Origin of the sequence: Streptomyces sp. NPDC001351 (assembly GCF_042896045.1) — a bacterium.
Classification (GTDB): domain Bacteria; phylum Actinomycetota; class Actinomycetes; order Streptomycetales; family Streptomycetaceae; genus Streptomyces.
The window spans coordinates 209910-227513 of the sequence record NZ_JBIAWS010000016.1 but is presented as its reverse complement, the minus strand read 5'-3'; the positions used below and the strand labels follow the sequence as shown (position 1 = coordinate 227513).

Genomic DNA, 17604 nt, shown 5'->3' with positions numbered 1-17604 from the left:
CCGGCGGTCCTATGTACCGCCTAGTCTCGTAGGCATCCCCGAGACCCCAGGAACTCAGCTGTGGCAGGACGGTTCTCTCCTCGGCCCACGCGTACGACCGTGCGCGGTGGGCATGTCGTGGTGCCTGGGGGTGTGCCACGGCAGGCCGCTGCGCCCGGGCGGGTGCGGACCGTCGTACCGGACGGACCGCTTGATCTTGGGCTTGTGCTGGGGCCGCTTCGGCGGGGTGGCGGGGATCCGACGTTTCGGGCCATGCCCGATGGGTCCGTTTGGCGGGCCAGTCTCACTCCCGGGGGGCCCGGGACCCTGCGGGTCTCCGTGTGCGGGGGTGAGGTCCGCGGGGAGGCCTGGGGGCCCGGGGCCGAGTGGTTGCTGGAGCAGTTGCCGGAGCTGCTGGGGGGTGCGGACGAGCCCGATGCGTTCGTGCCGCGGCACCGGTTGGTGGCGCACACCGCGCATCGGCGGCCGGGGCTGCGGCTGACGCGGACCGGGCTGGTGCTGGAGTCGCTGATCCCGTCGGTTCTGGAGCAGAAGGTCACGACCGGGGAGGCGTACCGGGCGTGGCGGCTGCTTGTGCGGAAGTACGGGGAGCCGGCGCCGGGGCCCGCGGCGGGCGGGCGGCTGTGGGTGATGCCGGGGCCGCGGACCTGGGCGTTGATCCCGTCGTGGGAGTGGCACCGGGCCGGGGTCGACAACAAGCGGGCGTCGACGATTCTGCGGGCCGTGAAGGTCGCTGCGCGGCTGGAGGAGGCGGTCGCGATGGAGCCGGCGGCCGCACAGGCGCGGTTGGAGGTCGTGCCGGGGATCGGGCCTTGGACGTCGGCGGAGACCGTGCAGCGCAGTCATGGGGCGCCGGATGCGGTGACCGTGGGGGATCTGCATCTGCCGGGCATCGTGGGGTGGGCGCTTGCCGGGGACCGGGACGCGGATGATGCGGCGATGCTGCAGTTGTTGGAGCCGTATGCGGGGCAGCGGCATCGGGCTGCGCGGTTCATTCTGCTGAGCGGGCGTACGCCTGCGCGGCGGATGCCGAAGATGCCGAAGACCGACATCGGGCGGCTGTAGGGGCTGGAGCTGGGCGGGGTGGGCCGTGCTCGCCCGCGCCGACAGGGCGCCGCCGACTGAGTGGGCTTACGCCTGCGCGGCGGCTACTGGGACCGGCACCGGGCCGTTGTGGGGGCCCGGGGCTGGAGCTGGGCGGGGGGTGGGTTCGCCAGCCCGCGCTTGCGGGGTGCCGCCTTTCTTTGGGTCGGGAGCCGCCCTAGGCGGCACGAATGCCCGCAGGCTACGGGGGCTACGGGGCTATGCGGGCCCCAGCACAGCCCGCCGGCAGGGCTGCGCAGCACCCGTGGGCTACCGGGGCCATGGGGCCGCAGCACAACGCCCCGCAGGCCGGGCGCTGCGGGCCACAGCACAGACTCGTAAGCCACCGCACAGCCCGCCCGCAGGCAGCAGGGAACTCGCGAGCCGCCGTACAGGCCGCCCGCAGGCGGGGGTGGCGCCGGGCCGCCGCGCAGCTCGCAGGCGGGGGACACGCGGGCAGCGTAGGGTGCCCGCACTCGGTTGGGGGGCGTTGCTGGGCTACTGGTCCGAGGAGAAGCGCAGCGAAGCCGCTGGGATTTGGGCGTCGCACCACACTCGTACGCCGGCGCGTAGTTCGTTGTCGGCGCCGATGACGGCGCCGTCGCCGATGACGGTGCCGGTGAGGACCGAGCGTTCGCCGACGCGGGCGCGGGTGCCGATGAGGGAGTCGGTGATGACGGCGCCCGGTTCGATGACGGCGCCGGGGAGGATGGTCGAGCCGAAGACCCGCGCGCCCTCCGCCACGAACGCTCCCTCGCCCACCACCGTGCCGCCCGTCAGCTTGGCGTCGGGGGCGACCCTGGCCGTCGGCAGGATCAGGCGGTCGCCGCAGCGGCCGGGGACCGCGGGGGACGGGGCGCGGCCCAGGACCAGGTCCGCGGAGCCGCGGACGAAGGCCGCCGGGGTGCCGAGGTCCAGCCAGTACGTCGAGTCGACCATGCCCTGCAGATGGGCCCCGGCCGCGAGGAGGTCGGGGAAGGTCTCGCGTTCGACCGAGACCGGGCGGCCGGCGGGGATGGTGTCGATGACCGAGCGGCGGAAGACGTACGCCCCCGCGTTGATCTGGTCGGTGACGATCTCCTCCGGGGTCTGCGGCTTCTCCAGGAAGGCGAGGACGCGGCCGGTGTCGTCCGTGGGGACCAGGCCGTAGGCGCGCGGGTCCGTGACCTTGGTGAGGTGCAGGGAGACGTCGGCGCCCGTCTTCTGGTGGGTGTCCACCAGGGCGCGGATGTTCAGGCCGGTGAGGATGTCGCCGTTGAAGACGAGGACCGGGTCGTCGGGGCCCGAGCGGAGGCGGGACGCGACGTTGCGGATGGCGCCGCCCGTGCCGAGGGGCTCCTCCTCCGTCACGTACTCGATGTGCAGGCCCAGCGATGAGCCGTCGCCGAAGTACGGTTCGAAGACCTCGGCCAGGTAGGACGTGGCGAGGACGATGTGGTCCACGCCCGCCGCTCTCGCTCTCGCCAGTTGGTGTGTGAGGAACGGGACTCCCGCCGCGCGGACCATGGGCTTCGGCGTGTGGACCGTGAGCGGGCGCAACCGCGTGCCCTTGCCGCCGACCAGGAGGATCGCTTCTGTCACCTGTCGTCTCTGCTTCCTGCCGGGACCCGCCGAACTGTCTTTCGGCCGGCCAGTTTATGCAGACCGCCGTGTGGTGATATGGACGGCCGTGCGGCGTTCCGCGTTCCGCCCGATGCCCCGCTATGACGTAGATAACGCCACGCCTCCGTGCCAACGCCCTTGCGGGTCCGGCGGGTCGCTCAGCGGCGACCCTGGTAGTGCGCCGCGGTGGAGCGGATCGTGCCGAGCTTCCGGTAGAGCTGCCAGCCCGGGCACGCCGTGGGGTAGCCGTCACGGTGGCCGGAGATCACATTCATTCGGACGTTCTTACCCTTTCGATAGAGATTGCCACCGCTCGACTTCAGATATGTCTTTCCGCGCGGATTGGCTCCGTAGAGGCCCAGTTTCCAGGCCGTGAGCCGGGAGATGGCCTTCAGGACGGCCGCGGGCGGCTTGCTCTTGCTGAAGTTGCCGATGACGGCGATGCCCATGCTGTTGTTGTTGAAACCGAGGGTGTGGGCGCCCCTGACCGCCTTCGCCACTCCCCCGGCGCGGCCCTCGTAGATGGTTCCGCACTTGTCGACGAGGAAGTTGTAGCCGATGTCGCGCCAGCCCATGCTCACAACGTGGTAGCGGTAGATGGCACGGATGACGGAGGCGGCCTGCGAGCAGCGGTACGTGTTGCCGGACGACGTGTGGTGCACGAACGCCGCCTTGACCTTCTTCGTGTAGGCGAACCCCTCCTCGCGCAGATCCTCGTCCGCGCCCCAGCCCCGGCGGGTCACGATGCGGGGGCGGGGCCCGATGTGCGGCTTCTTGCTCTGACCTGCCGTCAACTCGTGCCCGAGCAGCGTCCGCATCTCCCGCACGGTCGCCGCCTTGCTCAGCGCGGGGATCACGGTGGCGCCGAGCGGCACGAGACCGGCGTTGGCGGCGGACGAGGCCTGAGCCTCGGCCGACTCGGAGTCGCCGGTCCCGGTGCCGGGAGGCCCGGCCTGGCTGCCGTGCGGCAGGATCGGTGCCGTACTCCGCATCGGAACCTCGTCGCCGCCGTCGTCCGGACCGCCGGGGTCCACGAGTTGCAGACGCAGGCCCGACGGGAGGGCGGCCGGCGCCGGGACGGCGCGGGTGCCGCGGGCGTGGCCCTCGCTGCGGGGACCGCCCTCGGCCCGGACCCGGACCTCCACCCCGTCCGAGTCGCCCACCCACAGCGGGGCGGTGGAGCCGCGGACCCGGCCCGAGGCGCCCTCGGCGGTGCCGGGGTCCGCCGCGTCGTCGTTGTGCGTCTCGAGGCTGCGCCAGCCGGACCAGACGCCGTTGCCCCTCGCGCGGGTGCGGACCTGGACCTGGCCGTGCAGTTCGGTGTCCGGGTTGTCCCAGATGACGCCGACCATCGAGAAGTGCCGTACCTCGCGGCGGGACAGACCCTGCTCCACGAGGGCCGTGGAGGCCGTGGAGCCGAGGGCGCGGGTGAGGGGAGTCAGCGGGGCGAGGGGCAGCGACTGGGTGCTGCCGTGAACGTCGGGCCGCGCGGGCGCCGGCGCGGATCCTGCGCCGGCGAGCGCGGCCCTCGCCGTCGCCACGGGGACGGACAGAGTCAGCGGAAGGACGAGGGCGGCCGCGCAGGCGACGCCGATCGAGGAGGCGATCGAGGAGGCAAGGAATCCACGCATGCTCCTGATCTTGGACATAGTCATACATATCTGTCCATACCGCAATTGACGGACCGTCGGATTTCGTTCCTCCGAACCGGTGGCCCCACCAGGGGGTGCGCGAGCGGTCGTCCGCGTACCCTTGCGCGGGTGAACGCCACCGACCGCACCCCTGCCGACCTGCTGCGTTCCGCGCTCGCCGCGGACCCCGGACGCCCCCTGGTGACCTTCTACGACGACGCCACGGGCGAACGTGTCGAACTCTCTGTGGCCACCTTCGCCAATTGGGTGGCGAAGACCGCCAATCTCCTCCAGGGCGATCTCTCCGCGGCCCCCGGCGACCGGGTCGCGCTGCTGCTGCCCGCGCACTGGCAGACCGCGGTGTGGCTGCTGGCGTGTGCGTCGGTGGGAGCGGTCGCCGAGGTCGGCGGGGATCCGGCGGCGGCCGATGTGGTGGTGAGCGGGCCGGACACGCTGTCCGCCGCGCGGGCCTGCCGTGGCGAGCGCATCGCGCTCGCCCTGCGGCCGCTGGGTGGCCGCTTCCCGCAGGTGCCGGACGGCTTCGCCGATTACGCCGTGGAGGTGCCTGGCCAGGGGGATCGGTTCGTGCCGTTCTCGGCGGTGGATCCCGACGAGGCCGGGCTGATCGTGGCCGGGCGGGAGTTCAGCGGGGCGGAGGTGGTCGAGCGGGCTCGGGCGGAGGCGGCGGGACTGGGCCTCACCGGGCCGGGGGCGCGGATTCTGTCCGGGCTGCCGTACGACACCTGGGAGGGGCTGAACGCCGGGTTGTACGGGCCCCTTGCGAGCGGGGGGTCCGTGGTGTTGTGCCGACATCTGGAGCAGTTGGGGGAAGAGGCGCTCGCCTCGCGGATCGCGAGCGAGCGGGTGAGTGTTGTGCGCCGCTGAGCGGGGGTGGTGGCGGTTGTTTGGCGTGTGCGGCTCCGTCTTGGCTTGTCGCTCCCCCACTCTCGGCTTCGCTCGAGCGGGGGGACCCCCATCGCGGCGGAGCCGCAGATCGACACAGCCCCGCGCCCCCACAAGGGGCGCTGCAGTCACCCGTTCGGATCAGCACCGGACGCCTCCGCGCCTCCTCCGGGCCATGGTCGTAAGAACTGCAGGTTGTCACCGCACGTTCGTACGCCGTGAGGGGGTGGAGCATGGCCTTGGGAGCGCGGCGGCGGGACTGGGTGCGGTGCGGGGGGCTCGCGGTCGGTGTCGTGGTGGCGGGGGCCGTCGCGGGCGGGCTGGTGGTGTACGCGAAGCTCGACGGGAACATCAGGGCCGACGACGCCGCCGCCCGGGAGCTCGCCCGGTACGAGAAGGAGCGGCCGACCTCGCTCGTCAAGGGCGCGCAGAACATCCTGCTGATCGGGTCGGACACGCGGGCCGGGGACGGGAACGCCCAGTACGGGCGGGACTCGGGCACCGAGCGGTCCGACACGACGATCCTGCTGCATCTCTCCGCGGGGCGGCACACCGCCACCGCGATCTCGCTGCCCCGTGACCTGATGGTGAACATCCCCTCCTGTCTGCGGTCCGACGGGAACCGTTCCGAGCCGATGTTCGCGATGTTCAACTCCGCCTTCGAGACGGGCGGTTCGGCCTGCACCATCCGGACCGTGGAGAAACTGACGGACATCCGCGTCGACCACCACATCGTCGTCGACTTCCACGGCTTCAAGGAGATGGTCGACGCGGTCGACGGCGTCCAGGTGTGCCTGAAGAAGCCGATCGACGACAAGGCGGCCAAGCTGAAGCTGCCCGCCGGACGGGTCACGCTCGACGGCGAACAGGCCCTCGGATACGTGCGCGCCCGCAAGTCGCTCGGCGACGGCAGCGACACCGATCGGATGGACCGTCAGCAGCGGTTCCTCGGGGCGCTCGTCAACAAGGTCCAGAGCAACGACGTACTGCTGAACCCGGTGAAGCTCTACCCCGTGCTGGACGCCGCCACCTCGTCGCTCACCACCGACCCGGGGCTGGCGAGCCTCCACGGGCTGTATCAACTCGTGCGCGGGCTGCGCGACATCCCCACGAAAGCCGTGCAATTCCTCACGGTTCCGAGGGAGTCGTACGTCTACGACTCCAATCGCGACCAGCTCGTGGAGCCGGAGGCGGAGAAGTTGTTCGAACGGGTGCGCAGGGACGCGCCGTTGGCGGTCGCGGCGGAAGTTCCGCGGGATTCCGACTCAAAGAACCGTAATTCGGCCACGGGTGGCAAGGAAAACTCGTACGGACATTCGGGCAAAGACTCGTATGAGCAATCGCACGACTACGGGGCGTACGGGCACGGTGGCGGGGAGTCGGGCGGAAAGCGCTACGGCGGGGCCTCGGCGTCCAGTTCGCCCGCGCCGACGTTCCGCGGGAACACCGCCGACGAGGTCGGCTGCGGGTAGGGCGAGCACCGACGCGACGAACAGCCGTCCCAAGAAAACCCAAGGAAATGGGTGGATTGCCCAGTTGTAGGGACGTGGAATTTGTCACCGACGTCGCTCCACGCTGAACTGGCCGGATAGTGTGAGCGATCCGGTGCACCGGTCCGCCAGGTCCTTCCTGGGGTCGCGCACTGTGTGACCGAGACCCGAGCGCCTTTGAGGGGGAAGGCGCCGCGTGGCCCAAACGGAGGATTCGGAAACCGTGGACGCGCAAAGCCGTGGGCGGGCGGAGAACATCGACCCCGCAGACCAGTGGGTGCTCAATCCGAACACCGGCGAATACGAACTGCGACTGACTCCTTCCGCACCGCAATCGGCGGTTCCCAGGCCGCGCAGATCCGCCCCTCGTGGCGCGAACGGCGCGGCGCGCGGGCGTACGGCGACTCCGCAGGCCCCGGGGCGCGGGGTGCCGCCGCAAAGGCGCCGCCGTGGCGCGCCCGAGGAGCCGCTGCCGGGGCGGCGCGGCCGACGGCCGGTGCAGAAGAAGTCGAAGGCGAAGAAGGTCCTGCTGTGGACCGGCGGCACCATGGCGTTCGTGCTGGTCGCCGCGGCCGGCGCCGGGTACCTCTACATCAAGCACCTCAACGACAACATCACGTCCGTCGCCGACGACGGCGCGAGCACCGGTGGCTTCAGCAAGGGCAAGGCGATCAACATCCTGCTGATCGGCACCGACAAGCGCACCGGCAAGGGCAATGACAAGTACGGCGACAAGAACAGCGTCGGTCACGCCGACACGACGATCCTGCTGCACGTCTCCAAGGACCGCTCGAACGCGACGGCGCTGAGCATCCCCCGGGACCTGATCACCGACATCCCGGACTGCCCGACCACCCAGGCCGACGGCTCCCAGAAGGTCATCGCGGGCACCAGCAACGTCCGCTTCAACACCAGCCTCGGCCAGGACGACCGTACGCCCAGCTGTGTCGCACGCACGGTCACGGAGCTGACCGGCATCAAGCCGGACAACTTCATGGTCGCCGACTTCAACGCGGTCAAGACGCTGACCAGCGCGGTCGGCGGCGTCGACGTCTGCCTGGGCAAGGACATCAACGACCCGGACTCGCATCTGAACCTGAAGAAGGGCATGCGGCACATCGAGGGCGAGACCGCACTCGCCTTCGTGCGCACCCGGCACGCGGTGGGCTTCGGCGGTGACCTGAGCCGGATCGGGCTGCAGCAGCAGTTCCTCAGCGCGCTGATGCGGAAGCTGAAGTCCAACTCCACGCTCACCGACCCCACGAAGATGATCAGCGTGGCGGAGGCGGGCACCAAGGCGCTGACCGTCGACGCCAACCTCGACAGCATCGGCAAGCTGAAGGACCTCGGTCTGGAGCTGGGTAAGCTCAACCCGAAGAACCTGACGTTCACCACCATTCCGGTGCTCGACAACCCGGCGGACGGCAAGGTCAAGAAGACGGTGATCCTCAACCCGTCGAAGGCACCCCAGGTCTTCGACGCGATCAAGAACGACGTCTCCTTCACCGCGGTGAAGGAGCAGAAGAAGAAGGAGACGGCCGCCGTGGCCGCCCGGCTCAAGGGCCCCAAGTCGGCCGCCTCCGATGTGCGGGTGCGGATCCTGAACGGCGGCGCCCAGCAAGGCAGTGCGCAGGCGGAGCTCGCGTATCTGCAGAACGACGCGGGCGTGCTGAAGTCCTCGAACGACGGCAACGCGGACGCTCAACTCAGCAAGACCACGCTCGAGTACGGTCCGGACCAGGCCGACCAGGCGCGCCGGCTGGCCGCCATCCTGGGCCTGTCCGGCTCGGCGATGAAGCCCGGCAAGAGCGTGACCAACGACCAGGGGCTGCCGGCCATCACGCTGACCCTCGGCAAGGACTTCCCGGGCGCGGGGGAGTCGTTCACGGCGGCGACCAAGGCGCCGGACGTGGACACCAAGACCACAGCCGACAAGGTTGAGTGCGCCAAGTAGTGACCTGACAGGCCTGTCGTACGTCTAACAGGGCGTACGACAGGCCTGATGCATGGGCGCAGGGTGGGGAGGACGGGGAGATGGCGCAGAGCAGCGTGCAGGGGGAAGGGACGTTCCGGGGCGTTCCGCACACTCGTGAACTCAAGCGGGGCGGCCCGCGCGACGGCGGCGGGCCGGGGGGCGGGCGGCGCGGCATACCGGACAGTCGCGGGCCGCGGCGGGGGCGCCGGGTGCTCAGATGGTCGGCGACCACGCTCTCGGTGCTGATACTGGGGACGGCCGGCGCCGGATACCTGTACTACCAGCACCTCAACGGCAACATCCAGAAGGGCGAGCGCAGCAGCGGCGACGCAAAGGCGCAGAAGACCGCGCCGAACGCGGCGGGGCAGACTCCGCTGAACATCCTGCTGATCGGCTCGGACAGCCGTAACTCCGACGAGAACGTGAAGCTCGGCGGCGCCAAGTACGACCGCGGCACCCCGCCGCTGGGCGATGTGCAGATGCTGATCCACCTCTCCGCGGACCGCAAGAGCGCCGCCATGGTGAGCATTCCGCGTGACACCCGGGTCGAGATCCCCCAGTGCCGGGACCCGAAGACCGGCAAGACGTATCCCGAGACGAACAAGATCATCAACGAGTCGCTGGCGCGGGGCGGTGCGGGCTGCACGCTGGCCACCTGGGAGAAGCTCACCGGGGTCTACATCGACCACTGGATGACGATCGACTTCTCGGGTGTGGTGCGGATGGCCGACGCCATCGGCGGCGTCGACGTCTGTGTGAAGCAGAACGTATGGGACCACCCGACGGCCGCCGTGCCCGGCGGTTCCGGCCTGAAGTTGACGGCCGGCACCCACAAGATCGAGGGCAAGCAGGCCCTGCAGTGGCTGCGCACGCGCCACGCCTTCTACAGCGATCTGGGCCGCGCCAAGGCCCAGCACATGTATCTGAACTCGATGATCCGCACGCTGAAGCACCAGAACGTCTTCACCGACACCGGTCGGCTCACCGACCTGGCCGAGGCCGCCACGAAGTCCCTGAAGGTCTCCGAGGAGATCGGTACGGTCAAGAAGCTGTACGACCTGGGCATGCAGCTCAAGTCGGTGCCGACGGACCGCATCACCTCGGTGACGATGCCGAACGTCACGGACCCGCAGAACTCCGAGCACGTCGTGCCGGACGCCGCGGGCGCCGCAAGGCTCTGGGAGATGCTCCGCGACGACATCCCCCTCGACAACAAGGGCAAGGCCTCGGGCGCCAAGCAGACGGCTGCCAAGGAAGAGGCCACGAAGGCCCCTTCGGCGCCGGACGGCGAGATCGGCGTCGTGGTGCAGAACGCCACCGGGACCTCCGCCCTCGGCCCGGTCGTCGGACGCGCGGGCACGGTCGCCCAGGAGTTGGTGCAGCAGGGGTTCACCAAGGCGTCCAAGGACGCGACGGCGGGGCTCTCCGCGGACCGGACGGTCGTGCGCTACCCGAGCGCGGAACTGGAGGGCGACGCCCAGCGCGTCGCCAAGTCGCTGGGGATTCCGCTGAGTTCGGTGCAGAAGTCGACGGACGTCTCCGGGGTCACGGTCGTCGTCGGCGCCGACTGGCGCACCGGCACGGCGTATCCGAAGCAGTCGAAGCCCAAGGCAGGCGACCTGCCCGGCAATGCCGACGCCATCAACGGCTCGGACAAGAGCCAGTGCATGGACGTGTACGGACCGTACCGCTGGACCTGATCTTCACCGATCCGCACAGCGAACTCCCAACTGACTGCACAATGATGAGGCGCGCTCACGTCCGAGGGACTTCAGGGGGGCGGCGCGCCCTCTCATGCGCCTGATCCGGGGGGACGGGCGACGGAGAGGTTCGGCATGTCCAGGGGTGGGAGGCAGGGAGTTGGCGCGGAGCAGTGTGCGCGGAAAGGTTTCCGCAGTCGAGGACACGATGTCCCTGACACCGCGGGACCGGGAGGCGACGACCGAGCACGGCCGGCACGGCGGAGGCAGACGCCGCAAGGGCCCGGAGGGCGGCGGGAAGCGCCGCAGACGGCGCGTCCTGCGCTGGGCGGCGATCGTCCTGGCGGTGGTGATACTCGGCACGGCGGGGGCCGGTTATCTCTACTACCAGCACCTCAACGCCAACATCAAAAAGGACGCCCTCAACATCGGCGACGAGAGGGACAGGGCGGCCGAGTCGAAGGCCAACGCGGCGGGTCAGACGCCGCTGAACATCCTGCTGATCGGCTCCGACGCCCGGGACTCCAAGGAGAACCAGAAGCTCGGCGGCGCCAAGGAAACCTTCAACACCGCGCCGCGCGCCGACGTGCAGATGCTGCTGCACGTCTCGGCGGACCGCACCAACATGTCGGTCGTCAGCATGCCGCGCGACACCCTCGTGGACATCCCCAAGTGCACGGACCCCGGCAACGGCAAGGTCTACGGTGCACTCACCTCGGCGATCACCAACGACTCCCTGGGCCGCGGCGGCCCCGGCTGCACGGTGGCGACCTGGGAGAAGCTGACCGACATCCACATCGACCACTTCATGATGATCGACTTCTCGGGCGTGGTGTCCATGGCGGACGCCATCGGCGGCGTACCGGTCTGTGTGGACGCCAACGTCTACTCCAAGTCCTCGGACGGCCACGGCTCCGGCCTGAAGCTGAAGGAGGGCACCACGTACGTCAAGGGCATCCAGGCCCTGCAGTGGCTGCGCACGCGGTACGGCTTCGAGGACAACACGGACATCGCCCGGGCCAAGGCCCAGCACCAGTACATGAACGCCATGGTCCGTCAGCTGCGCGAGAACGCCACGCTCGGCAATCCGAACGAGCTGCGCAAGCTCGCCGAGACGGCCACCAAGGCGCTGACCGTCGACAACGGCCTCGGCACCGTGGCGAAGCTGTACGACCTGAGCAAGGAGCTCAAGAAGGTTCCCACCAAGCGCATCACCATGACGACGATGCCCTGGCAGTACTCCACGACGAACAGCGGCCGGGTCGTGCCGAAGCCGGGTGACGCGGCGAAGCTGTTCCGGCTCGTCCGCGAGGACATCGCGCTGGACGGCAAGGGCAAGAAGAAGTCCACCGGTACGAAGGCGTCCTCGGACCCGGCAGCGGCGGACGACAAGATCGCCGTACGGGTGCAGAACGGCACCAAGTCCGCCACGCAGCCCGCGGTCGGCGGACGGGCGCGTACGGTCGCCGGGCTGCTCGTCGGCAAGGGGATCACGGAGGCGGTCGCGGACACCACGACGGTCCTCAGCGAGGAGAAGACGGTGATCCGCTACCCGAGCGCGGACCTGGAGGGCGACGCCCAGCGCATCGCCAAGTCCCTTGGGGTTCCGCTGAGTTCGGTGAAGAAGTCGACCGCCGTCTCCGGGGTCACACTGGTCGTCGGCGCCGACTGGTCCTCCGGCACGACGTACACGGCGCCGGAGGACGACGACAGGACGCCGGCGTCCGCGCAGGTCATCAACGGCTCGGACAAGAAGCAGTGCATGCACGTGAACCCGGACTACACCTGGTGATCCGGGTTCAAGAGGGGCGACCCCCGGTGCTCACTTGGAGGCGAGCACCGCGGGGCGCCGGGAGGCGATGACCTTCTTCGCGAGGGCCTTGGGGCTGGTCAGGAAGCCCCAGCCCCAGCACATGTGCATGGTGGCGAGAGCGATCGGGATCTGCAGCCGCGCCTTCAGCGGCAGTCCCTTCCCCGCCGGGACGGAGCCCAGGGTTATCGCCGCGAGGTAGCCGCCGGGAATCACGAAACCCCAGGGCGTCAGGACCGCGCCGACCACGAGACCCGCCGCGATCGCCAGGACCGCCGCCGGCGGCGCGAGGTAGCGCAGGTTGATGGAGCCCTCGTGGTAGCGGGCGACGACGTGCCGCCAGCGGCCGTAGTCCTTGTACTGCTTGGCGAGGGCCTTGACCGACGGCCGCGGCCGGTACGACACCTTCAGCTCCGGCGAGAACCAGATCAGCCCGCCGGCCTCCCGGATGCGGAAGTTCAGCTCCCAGTCCTGGGCGCGGATGAACTCCTCGTTGTACCCGCCCTGCTGCTCCAGCGCCTCGCGCCGGAACACCCCGAGGTAGACGGTCTCGGCCGCCTGGGCCTCGCCACCGGTGTGGAAGGCGGCGTTGCCGACGCCGATCTTCGAGGTCATGGCGGCGGCGACCGCGTGCTCCCAGTCGTTCTCGCCCTCGGCGTGCATGATGCCGCCGACGTTCTGCGCGCCGGTCTCCTCCAGGAGCCGTACGGCCGTCGCGATGTAGTTCGGCGAGAGCATGCCGTGCCCGTCGACGCGGACGACGATCGGGTGCCGGGAGGCCTTGATCGCGGCGTTGAGGGCGGCGGGCGTACGCCCCGCCGGGTTGGGGACGGTGTGCACGCGCGGGTCTTCGGCCACGAGCTCGGCGGCGATCTCGTCCGTGCGGTCCTTGGACGGACCGAGGGCGAGGACGACCTCCATCTCGCCGGCGTACTCCTGCGCGAGGATCGCTTGGACGGCTCCGCGCAGATGCCGCTCCTCGTCGAGGACAGGCATGATCACAGAAACGGCGGGGAGCGGCGCGTCGGGGTTGGCGTTCATCGCCCGTTACGTTACCGCGAACGGGGGACACCTTTGCGCCCCGCCGGGGCGGTGGCCCGGGCTACAGATCGTATCGGCCTACGGTGCTCACGGTCCCACGTACGGCCGTCGCCCGGAGGTGTCCGCCTTGCCCACGCAGCCTCGGTCCGCCGCGCCCGCTCCTGCTCAGCGCCGGCCCCAGCCCGCGCGCACCCCACCGCCGCGCGGGCCGCGGCCGCCCGTGCCGCGGAGGAAGCCTCGCTGGGTGATGCGGGCGGCGACGACCCTCTCCGTGGTCGTGCTCGCCTCCGCCGGGATCGGGCACGCCGTGGTCACCAGCCTGGACGCGGGCATCGCCCGCGTCGACCCGTTCAAGGACATGAAGAACCGCCCCAAGGCCGGTCACGGCATGAACGTCCTGCTGGTCGGCACCGACGGCCGCGACCGGATCAGCGACGAGGAACGGCACCGCTACCACCTGGGCGGCGAGCCCTGCCACTGCACCGACACCATGATGATCGTGCACATCTCGGCGGACCGGGAGCGGGCGACCGTGGTGAGCCTGCCCCGCGACTCCTACGCCATGACACCCGCGCACACCGACGAGAAGACCGGGAAACGGGTCCCCGGCCACCCCATCAAGATCAACGCGGCGTACGCGGAGGGCGGTCCGAACCTCACCGTCCAGACCGTCGAGGACATGACCCATGTGAAGATCGACCACTATCTGGAGGTCGACTTCACCAGCTTCATGAAGACGGTGGACGTGCTCGGCGGAGTCTCCGTCTGCACCGCCTTCCCCCTGAAGGACACCTACACCGGACTCGACCTGCCCGCCGGGACGCACGTCCTCAACGGCGGGCAGGCCCTGCAGTTCGTGCGCGCCAGGCATGTCGACGCGGACTCCGACCTCGGCCGGATGAAGCGCCAGCAGCGGTTCCTCGCGGCGCTCATCGAGCGGGCCACGTCCTCCGGGATCCTGCTGAACCCGATGAAGTTCCGGGACGTGACGCGGGCCGTGCTGGGGTCGGTGCGCGCGGACAAAGGTTTCGGCACGGACGAGCTGCTCGACCTCGGGCGGGCGATGCGCAACTTCTCCCCCTCGTCCTCCGAGTTCACGACCGTGCCCATCGGGCAGATGGGGTACGTCGTGCCGGGCATCGGCGAGACGCTGAAGTGGGACACCGCCAAGGCCGACCGTCTCTTCCAGTCGCTGCGCGACGACAAGCCGCTGGCCGCGCGCCCGTCCCGCCCCCAGCCGGTGCCGGTGGAGGTGGACCCGCAGCAGATCCACGTCCAGGTCGAGAACGGCACGGCCGCGGAGGGACTCGGCAAGCGGGTTGACGCCGCCCTGGCGGCGACGGGCTTCCGTACGACCCGGGTGCCGGCGGACGCGGACGACCACGGCCTGAAGCGGACGGTCATCGTCTACGACCCCGGGTGGGACCGCTCCGCGAAAGCGCTGGCCACCGCGCTGCCCGGTAGCGAACTGCGGGAGGTGCCGGGGCTCGGGCCGACGTTGAAGGTGATCGCGGGGGCGGACTTCAAGCAGGTGCGGCGGGTGCGGGCGGAGGCGGCGGACCGGGGGGAGCTCGGGGTGATGACCGGGGGCCAGGAGATGTGCTCGTAACCCGAACGGCCCCGCGCCACGTCCCGTCACGGAATGTCGTAGATCGTGCACTGTGCGACATAGGTGCGGATTATTGGCGTCCGCCCGATGGCGCGTGGCGCCCGGCAGGCGTAGGAACAGAAGGGCACGGGGCCCACCCCCGGGCCCCTCTGCCTCTCAGGAGGAGCCATGACCCAGCCCGGAACCATGACCGCCATGAGCAAGGAGATGCAGGACTGCGTCCAGGCGTGCATGTCCTGCCACAACATCTGCGAGGAGACCATGAGCTCCTGCATGCAGATGGGCGGGCAGGCCCAGATGCAGATCATGCGTGCGCTCATGGACTGCTCCGAGACGACCCGCATGTGCGCGGACATGATGATGCGCCGCTCGCCGATGTCGGCCGAGATGTGCGCGATGTGCGCCAGGGCGTGCGACATGTGTGCGGAGGCGTGTATGAGCATGCCGGACGACAAGCAGATGATGCGGTGCGCGGAGGCGTGTCGGCGGTGCGCCGAGATGTGCCGTGCGATGTCGGGCGCCACGATGTGACGCCTGTCTGAGCGTGGATCAAGGGCACCTGCGCGCTGGGTGCCCTTGATCATGTGCGAGGCGTTGGCGTTGCGGGGCGCCCGGCGTCGGTGCAGGCCGGGGGCGGTGCGCGGCCCGGCGGTGCGGGGTGCCGCCTTTCTTTGGGTCGGGAGCCGCCCTAAGCGGCACGTATGCCCGCAGGCTACGGGGGCTACGAGCGCCCGCAGGGTGCGAGGGCTACGGCGCGAAAAGTGGCTCCAGCGCTCGTTCCAGGTCTGCCGCCGTGCGGAAGTGGACCGGCTGCATGCCGAGGGCTGTTGCCGCCTCGGTGTTTTCCTCGGTGTCGTCTATGAACAGGCAGCGTTCGGGGCGTACGCCCGCCAGGTCTGCTGCCAGGCGGTAGATGCGGGGGTCCGGCTTGGCGAGGCCTACGCGGGCGCTGTTGACGACCTCGTCCGCGAGGTCGGCGAGCCCGAGCGCGGTGAGGTCGTCCTCGAGGCGCACGGTGGCGTTGCTGACGAGGACGAGCGGCACCCTGGTGCGCGCCCGGCGCAGCAGCGCGACCACCGTCTCGTCGGCCGAGAAGGGCGACTCCAGCAGGGCCGTGCCCAGCTCCCACGCCGTCGACTCCTCCGGGACCAGCCCGGACAGGCCCTCGGCGATCGCCTGCACCCACTCCTGCAGGTCGACCCGGCCCAGCAGCACCGGCAGAGCGGTCTCCGGCACGAAGGCGACCTTCGCGGTGGTGCCCTCGGCGAGCCCGGCGGCCCGCTCCAGGGCGTGCAGCGCGGAGGGGTCGTAGGACCGGATCACGTTGTCCACGTCGCAGAGCACCGCGTCGAACGGTGCTCTGCCAGGCCGCTCAGCCACCCGAGACCGTGACCTTCTGGTCGTTGTTCAGCTCGTCCACCAGCGTCTTGACCTTCGCCTTGTCCCAGACGAGGTTGCCGCCGGTGGAGCCGGAGATCGGCATGTTCAGCGAGGTGCCGTCACCGCTGTTGACGCCCTTCATCGCCCAGAACATGGACGCCAGGTCCCACAGGCTCATGTCCTTGTCGACGGTGAGCGAGTCCAGGCCGGCGCTCATCGTCGGGTACAGCTTGAAGGGGTTCATGACGGTCGACGGGGTCGCCACCTGGTGCGCCAGCGCGGAGAGGAACTTCTGCTGGTTCTTGGTGCGCTGCAGGTCGGAGGTGGCGAAGGCGTGCCGGGTGCGGACGAAGGCCAGGGCCTGCTCGCCGTTCAGTGTCTGCTCGCCGGCCTTGAAGTCGGCGCCGGAGTACTTGTCCTTGAAGCCCTTGTCGATGTTGATCGTGACACCGCCGACCGCGTCCACGATGTTCGCGAAGCCGGCGAAGCCGATCTCCACGTAGTGGTCGATGTGCAGGCCCATGTTGGCCTCGACCGTGCGCACCAGCAGCGTCGGCCCGTCCTCCGCGTACGCCGCGTTCAGCTTGGTCTGCCGGCCGGTGGCCGGGTAGGTCTTGCCGGAGGTCGACCCCACGTACGAGGGGATCGTCACGTTCGAGTCTCGGGGCAGCGAGACCAGCGTGTCCCCGTTGCTGCCGACGTGCAGGATCATCATGGAGTCGGTCCGCTTGCCCTCCGCGGAACCGGTGTGCAGCTTCTTCTTCTGTTCGGAGGAGAGCCCGGCGCGGCTGTCGGAGCCGACGATCAGGTAGTTCGTACCGGCGCCCGAGGCCGGCCGGTCGATGACCTTGGACAGGTCGACGTCCCGGTGCAGCTTGCCGTCGGCCCAGAAGTACGTGGCGACCGACGTCACGGCCAGCGCCGTGACCAGGGTTATCGCGGTCCACTTGATACGGCGCCGCCAGTTCGGCCGCGGCCGGTACTCGCCCCGGTCACCCGGGCCGCCCGGCCCTCCGCCGCCGGGCGAGCCGTAGACCTGGCCGGTGTTGTAGCCGCTGTCGTAGCCGTCGCTCGCGGTGTCGCCGCCGTACCCCTGGCCGTTGACGTACGAGGGCTGCTGGGGCACCCCGCCGTACGGCGGGGCGGACGGGCCGGGGCCCCCGTACCCGCCCGAGGCAGGCCGGCGGACCTGCCGCATCGCGCGGGCACCCTCGGGGTGCGCGCTCGCGCTGCCGCGTCCGTACCGGTTGCGGTTGTCGTCGGACCATGCCTCGGGCCAATCGTTCATGGGGCCCAGTGTGCAGGGAGCAGCCATGCCCTTCACAAGGGTCGTAGGAAAATCAGGGCACTGCTGTTGCGAAGCCAACACAAAGTCCGCAG

At 70.1% G+C, this 17604-nt stretch carries 13 protein-coding genes; 8 read left to right on the top strand and 5 right to left on the bottom strand.

The window, feature by feature from the left end:
* Positions 1–60 precede the first annotated feature (60 nt).
* A complete protein-coding gene (locus ACFY1U_RS42030; protein WP_390699332.1) occupies positions 61–1065 on the top strand; it encodes a DNA-3-methyladenine glycosylase family protein in 1005 nt (334 codons plus the stop codon).
* A 516-nt stretch (positions 1066–1581) separates the two neighbouring features.
* On the opposite strand, the gene ACFY1U_RS42025 is transcribed toward ACFY1U_RS42030, so the two are convergent.
* The gene (locus ACFY1U_RS42025) at positions 1582–2664 is read right to left on the bottom strand and encodes a sugar phosphate nucleotidyltransferase (RefSeq protein WP_390699331.1); all 1083 of its coding nucleotides are present in this window, start codon (positions 2662–2664) and stop codon (positions 1582–1584) included.
* A gap of 179 nt (positions 2665–2843) precedes the next feature.
* A complete protein-coding gene (locus ACFY1U_RS42020) occupies positions 2844–4316 on the bottom strand; it encodes a peptidoglycan recognition protein (protein WP_390699329.1) in 1473 nt (490 codons plus the stop codon).
* Between the two features lie 129 nt (positions 4317–4445).
* Here ACFY1U_RS42020 and ACFY1U_RS42015 point away from each other — a divergent pair, with 129 nt between their 5' ends.
* From ACFY1U_RS42015 to ACFY1U_RS41995, 5 genes are all read left to right on the top strand, one after another.
* On the top strand, positions 4446–5201 hold the full coding sequence (locus ACFY1U_RS42015; protein WP_390699328.1) for a TIGR03089 family protein: 756 nt from the start codon (positions 4446–4448) through the stop codon (positions 5199–5201).
* A gap of 251 nt (positions 5202–5452) precedes the next feature.
* Positions 5453–6691, top strand: coding sequence for an LCP family protein (locus ACFY1U_RS42010; protein ID WP_390699326.1), 1239 nt, complete (start codon positions 5453–5455; stop codon positions 6689–6691).
* 241 nt (positions 6692–6932) lie between these two features.
* Positions 6933–8663: an LCP family protein gene (locus tag ACFY1U_RS42005; RefSeq protein WP_390699325.1), complete on the top strand. Its 1731-nt coding sequence runs from the start codon at positions 6933–6935 to the stop codon at positions 8661–8663.
* An 80-nt stretch (positions 8664–8743) separates the two neighbouring features.
* Complete coding sequence (locus ACFY1U_RS42000; protein ID WP_390699323.1) at positions 8744–10384, top strand: LCP family protein; 1641 nt, start codon at positions 8744–8746, stop codon at positions 10382–10384.
* A 208-nt stretch (positions 10385–10592) separates the two neighbouring features.
* Entirely contained in the window at positions 10593–12176 is a 1584-nt protein-coding gene (locus ACFY1U_RS41995; RefSeq protein WP_390699321.1) for an LCP family protein, read from the top strand.
* A gap of 30 nt (positions 12177–12206) precedes the next feature.
* On the opposite strand, the gene ACFY1U_RS41990 is transcribed toward ACFY1U_RS41995, so the two are convergent.
* A complete protein-coding gene (locus ACFY1U_RS41990; RefSeq protein ID WP_390699320.1) occupies positions 12207–13235 on the bottom strand; it encodes a glycosyltransferase family 2 protein in 1029 nt (342 codons plus the stop codon).
* A 247-nt stretch (positions 13236–13482) separates the two neighbouring features.
* Here ACFY1U_RS41990 and ACFY1U_RS41985 point away from each other — a divergent pair, with 247 nt between their 5' ends.
* Together ACFY1U_RS41985 and ACFY1U_RS41980 are read left to right on the top strand one after the other, a co-directional pair.
* Positions 13483–14844, top strand: a complete 1362-nt coding sequence (locus ACFY1U_RS41985; RefSeq protein ID WP_390699319.1) for an LCP family protein — start codon at positions 13483–13485, stop codon at positions 14842–14844.
* A gap of 168 nt (positions 14845–15012) precedes the next feature.
* A complete protein-coding gene (locus ACFY1U_RS41980; RefSeq protein ID WP_390699318.1) occupies positions 15013–15375 on the top strand; it encodes a four-helix bundle copper-binding protein in 363 nt (120 codons plus the stop codon).
* 216 nt (positions 15376–15591) lie between these two features.
* Here ACFY1U_RS41980 and ACFY1U_RS41975 read toward each other — a convergent pair whose 3' ends face one another.
* Together ACFY1U_RS41975 and ACFY1U_RS41970 are read right to left on the bottom strand one after the other, a co-directional pair.
* Complete coding sequence (locus ACFY1U_RS41975) at positions 15592–16224, bottom strand: HAD family hydrolase (RefSeq protein WP_390699316.1); 633 nt, start codon at positions 16222–16224, stop codon at positions 15592–15594.
* A complete protein-coding gene (locus ACFY1U_RS41970; RefSeq protein WP_390699314.1) occupies positions 16217–17512 on the bottom strand; it encodes an LCP family protein in 1296 nt (431 codons plus the stop codon). Before ACFY1U_RS41970 ends, ACFY1U_RS41975 begins: the two co-directional genes overlap by 8 nt.
* Positions 17513–17604: the final 92 nt, after the last annotated feature.

Excerpts from the sequence above, each read along its gene's own strand:
- ACFY1U_RS41980 (WP_390699318.1), top strand. The coding sequence starts at position 15,013 with ATGACCCAGCCCGGAACCATGACCGCCATGAGCAAGGAGATGCAGGAC.
- ACFY1U_RS42020 (WP_390699329.1), bottom strand. The coding sequence starts at position 4,316 with ATGCGTGGATTCCTTGCCTCCTCGATCGCCTCCTCGATCGGCGTCGCC.
- ACFY1U_RS41970 (WP_390699314.1), bottom strand. The coding sequence starts at position 17,512 with ATGAACGATTGGCCCGAGGCATGGTCCGACGACAACCGCAACCGGTAC.
- ACFY1U_RS42000 (WP_390699323.1), top strand. The coding sequence starts at position 8,744 with ATGGCGCAGAGCAGCGTGCAGGGGGAAGGGACGTTCCGGGGCGTTCCG.
- ACFY1U_RS41990 (WP_390699320.1), bottom strand. The coding sequence starts at position 13,235 with ATGAACGCCAACCCCGACGCGCCGCTCCCCGCCGTTTCTGTGATCATG.
- ACFY1U_RS41995 (WP_390699321.1), top strand. The coding sequence starts at position 10,593 with ATGTCCCTGACACCGCGGGACCGGGAGGCGACGACCGAGCACGGCCGG.
- ACFY1U_RS41985 (WP_390699319.1), top strand. The coding sequence starts at position 13,483 with ATGCGGGCGGCGACGACCCTCTCCGTGGTCGTGCTCGCCTCCGCCGGG.
- ACFY1U_RS42010 (WP_390699326.1), top strand. The coding sequence starts at position 5,453 with ATGGCCTTGGGAGCGCGGCGGCGGGACTGGGTGCGGTGCGGGGGGCTC.